Here is a 3952-nt window from a genome sequence, read left to right as displayed (position 1 = left end):
CCACCCTCCTCCACCCCTTCGGTAGCTCCAGGGGGGGAAGGCGCCTGGGTCTCTTCCACCAGGCCTTGCATCAGCGTCCTGAGGAGTTCCGGGTTATGTCGCAGCATGGCCCGTTCGAGGTCCGCCAGTCCACTCCCCGATTCCAGGCTTAGTTCCAGGTCTTCCATGTACCGCTCAAAGGCTTGGCGAGCTTTCGTTTTCCACTCTTTCATGCTTTATTCTGGCATACGGATTTTCAGAGATGCACCCTGGCACTGGAAACCCGCCGCTCAGGCGCGTACCATTAGGGTATGATCACACTGCATAAAATCAACAACCTGGCCGAGCATCAGGTGCTCGAGTGCGTGGGGGAGGATTCGGGCGACACCTTCCGTATCATCGTTAAGCACACCTCGCCTAGCCACTACGAGGCCCTGGGCAAGGTAACGCTCAAGGACGCCAGCGTCAACTACAAGTCTTCGGGGTCCATGACCCCAGACCTGCTGCTGCAATGGCTCGATACCCTGTTCGAGCGCTGGCCGGAAGCCAAAAACATCCCCTGGGCCCAGCACGACCTCGACGAAAAAACCCAGCAGTTCGTGCGCGAGGTTCGCCAGGCCACAGATGTGGTCTAAAAATCAGGACTGCTCGTAGTCGTGGTAATCGGCCTGCCGGGCCCGCCGCAAGCGGGCGCGCAGCGCGGCAGGCGTGTAGGGCGTTTTCTGGTGCACAATGGCCCCAAATCCGGCCATCAGCAAGGCAGGAAACAGCAGCAGCAAGCCCTGAAGGGGGTCGGGCACGTAAGGCATGGGGAACTGCGTCGTCAGGGCCCAAAGTTGGACCAGGGGTAGGGTACCTCCCATTAAAAGCCCGCTAAGCCACCACTGGCGCGGCCACCACCACCCCACCACAAAACCCAGCAAGAGCAGCAGCGTTCCAGCAAACAGCAAATCCACGTTGCCAAGATCGGCAAGGGCAACCAATAAGCCAATCCCTGCCGGTATGAAGAAGCGCAAAAGAGCCCGAACACCAAGTTTCATGACCCTACAATATCGGGTTTAGAGCGCCCTTCACAAATATTGAGCTGCCCACAACTTGACTTTGTTCTGCACAGCCGTGAAGAGTGCGATAAAATCATCGCTTCCGACCAAGCTTTCTACTTGATAGGCCTGATATGAACCCCAGCAAAAGAACGAATCAAGGACATTTCTTATTGCTTTTTGTCTTTTTGATCTATGCCCTGTTGACAAGTTCAATCTCTTGTCTGCTGCGTACCTCGTAAAGAGAGCAGCGCAACGGGCCAGTTAGCAACGGCAAATAGGTTGAAGATGGCTAGCTTGCTTCATCGCCGCCAAGCAGTTCTATTAGAGTCCGAACACCGAATCCAGTACCGCCCGCTGGGCCCAGGGCATGCGCCTTTTCGGTATAGGCTGGCCCAGCGATATCGAGGTGCACCAGTGGTTTTTCGGTAAACTTAGCCAGGAACAACGCTGCCGTGATGGCCCCTCCCGAACGGCTACGCCCATGGGTGTTCTTGAGGTCGGCGGTGCTGGACTTGAGGGCCTCGAGGTACTCCTCTTCCATCGGCAAGGGCCAGACTTTTTCACCTGCCCGCTCGGCGGCTTCCTGCACCTCACGGCCCCAACGGGCATCGTTCGCAAACAGGCCCGCTATTTTTTCCCCCAGGGCAACCACGCAGGCCCCCGTCAGGGTAGAAAGCTCCACAATTGCATCTGCACCCCGACGGTCTGCATAGGTAATGGCATCTGCCAGGGTGAGCCGCCCTTCTGCATCGGTGTTTAGCACCTCAATGGTTTTACCCGAAAGGCTCTTGAGCACGTCGGACACCCGGTAGGCTGTACCGGAAATCATGTTCTCAGCCGCAGCCACATATGCCCGCACTTCCACCTCAGGCTTCAGCCGGGCGATGGCCCGCATAGCCCCCAGAACGGCGGCTGCACCTGCCATGTCGCATTTCATGGTGATCTGGGCTTCGGAGGGTTTGAGGGAGTATCCTCCGGTGTCGAACGTAAGGCCCTTGCCCACCATTGCAATCACCCGGCTGGCGGGGTTTTGGGGCTTGTAGGTGAGCTGGATAAAACGGGGTGGGTTGGCCGAACCCTGGGCTACCCCATAAAAAGCACCCATACCCGCTTGTTTAATCTGGTTTTCATCCCAAATTTCCACCTCGAGCCCCAGTTCCTGGGCCATCGCGCTGGCACGCTGGGCCAGTTCGGCTGGGGTCAGGACATTCGGAGGCTCGTTAACCAGGTCACGGGCATAATTGACTGCTTCCGCAACAATTGCGGCTTGCTCTACCGCAGGCCCCGAGGCTCGAGCAAGCCACAAACGCAGTTTTTCACCACGCTTGCTGGCAGGGCCAGTGGTCTTGTACTTGTTCCAGGCATACCCACCCAGCAAGGCTCCTTCCGCCAGGGCATAGCTGGCTTCCTTTTTGCCAAATTTGTCTGAAAGGAAGGTCTCGCTTACGGCTTCTTTGAAGCCCAGACGGGCAATTTCCTGCACCAGCCTGGCCCCCGCCTGGCGAACGGTTTCAAGGCTAACCCCACGCTTCTTACCCAGACCAAACAGCAGCGCAAATCCAGGGCCTTCTCCTTTTCTTGAACCCAAGGGAATCAGCAAGGTTTCGCCAAAATCGCCTTTAAAGTGCAACTCTTCCATCATTTTGGAGAGCGCTTTACGGTGTCTGGCGTCTAGTTTGTTGCCTTCTTCGCTAAACTCGCCACCCCATACCCCCACGACTGCCAGGGGGGCAGGTATCTCGTCAACATAGCGCCGTGCCGACTTTAGAGTAAGTTCCATGGCATGCGAACTATAACACACATCAGGTATCAATGACCAACAAGTCAGTTGCTGCGGGGTAATCCAGCAAGTTTGCTATACAGACCCCATCTTTGTTCCCCAGATCGGGCCTGATGTTTCGGGTTCTTCCCAGATTGGCAATTTTCTCCAAAAATCATAACAAAGTGCAGGTTTCCCCGACCGCATCGCCCACCAGCACCCCCTCATGGCTGGCAACGTACCGCCTGGCTACGCCCCTGGGGCGGCCTCACGATCTGGTATTCCGCATTCTGCTCCCTGAGCCAGCCCGACAGTCTGATCAAGATCAGGGTTTCCCGCTCGCGCGATTTCTTCCAACCCTCGAGGTCTCTGGCATAGCTGGCCTTTTCAGCCGGCAAAAGCAAGCGAATACGCCCGTTTTGCACGACCCCTACGTGAAACGCAGCTGGGATGGGAAAGTCCGGTGGGTGGTCGTAGGGCGCTTTCAGGTTGGCCTCGGCCCAGGCCTTACTGGCTACTGCGTATATGGTTCCGGGGGGGTCGTTGACCTTTAGCTCGTGCAGACAGCGTCGGGCTTTAGGGTCTTCGTCCAGGAGTTTGGCCAGATAAGGGGGGGCATCGCTGCGGTCTATCAGCAACTTGCGAACCAGGTACATATAGCCAAGATAAGGATTAACGGGGTTTTTTAAGGTGCCCAGGGTAAAGGTGGTGGGCCCAATGGTAATGGTCGGACTGGCCCAGCCCACCACCCGAACCGCAGTACCAATTCCCAAATCCACCTGGGCCAGGTTGATAAACAGGTCGTCAAATACCACATAAGAAACCTCGTTCTGGCTGACCATCCGCAAATACAGGCCATTGGTGGTCTGGGGGAACCTGACCTCGAGCAGATAGCGCCCCAAAATGCCGGTCTCGTTGAAGCGCACCCCTCTGGGCTCGAGCAGGCGCCTAAGCTCACCAACCCGCAAAAGCGCAGGTTCCTGCACCCCTCCAATGGCCCAGGGCACCGAACCCACGTTGGGCTGCGCCAGCGAAGTCAGCACTCCCAGTATCCCAGCTCCTACCAGTCCTTTTTGCATTGGCGGCCCCCAGATGTTCCTACATGTTTGAAGCCTAAGTACACGACAAAACCCCGAGTAGGCAAAAGCAGGCCGCTCCTGTAAGGTGTTTC

The 3952-nt window shown here is 57.0% G+C and carries 4 protein-coding genes; 1 reads left to right on the top strand and 3 read right to left on the bottom strand.

Features of this window, described 5'->3' with window-relative positions; genetic code table 11:
- Positions 1-290 precede the first annotated feature (290 nt).
- A complete protein-coding gene (locus tag ABWU19_RS14415; RefSeq protein ID WP_435902349.1) occupies positions 291-614 on the top strand; it encodes a hypothetical protein in 324 nt (107 codons plus the stop codon).
- A gap of 3 nt (positions 615-617) precedes the next feature.
- On the opposite strand, the gene ABWU19_RS14410 is transcribed toward ABWU19_RS14415, so the two are convergent.
- The 3 genes from ABWU19_RS14410 to ABWU19_RS14400 all read right to left on the bottom strand — a co-directional run bounded on the left by ABWU19_RS14410 (position 618) and on the right by ABWU19_RS14400 (position 3860).
- A complete protein-coding gene (locus tag ABWU19_RS14410) occupies positions 618-1019 on the bottom strand; it encodes a hypothetical protein (RefSeq protein WP_435902348.1) in 402 nt (133 codons plus the stop codon).
- Positions 1020-1311: 292 nt separating this feature from the next.
- Positions 1312-2802 (bottom strand): leucyl aminopeptidase, encoded by a 1491-nt coding sequence (locus ABWU19_RS14405; RefSeq protein ID WP_435902347.1) that lies wholly within the window; start codon positions 2800-2802, stop codon positions 1312-1314.
- Positions 2803-3005: 203 nt separating this feature from the next.
- Positions 3006-3860: a hypothetical protein gene (locus ABWU19_RS14400; RefSeq protein WP_435902346.1), complete on the bottom strand. Its 855-nt coding sequence runs from the start codon at positions 3858-3860 to the stop codon at positions 3006-3008.
- Positions 3861-3952: the final 92 nt, after the last annotated feature.

The organism is Meiothermus cerbereus (assembly GCF_051297115.1).
GTDB lineage: Bacteria > Deinococcota > Deinococci > Deinococcales > Thermaceae > Meiothermus > Meiothermus cerbereus_A.
This window is presented reverse-complemented; position numbering and strand designations above follow the sequence as displayed.

Coding starts and splice junctions, on each gene's coding strand:
- ABWU19_RS14415 (WP_435902349.1), top strand. CDS start 291: ATGATCACACTGCATAAAATCAACAACCTGGCCGAGCATCAGGTGCTC.
- ABWU19_RS14410 (WP_435902348.1), bottom strand. CDS start 1,019: ATGAAACTTGGTGTTCGGGCTCTTTTGCGCTTCTTCATACCGGCAGGG.
- ABWU19_RS14405 (WP_435902347.1), bottom strand. CDS start 2,802: ATGGAACTTACTCTAAAGTCGGCACGGCGCTATGTTGACGAGATACCT.
- ABWU19_RS14400 (WP_435902346.1), bottom strand. CDS start 3,860: ATGCAAAAAGGACTGGTAGGAGCTGGGATACTGGGAGTGCTGACTTCG.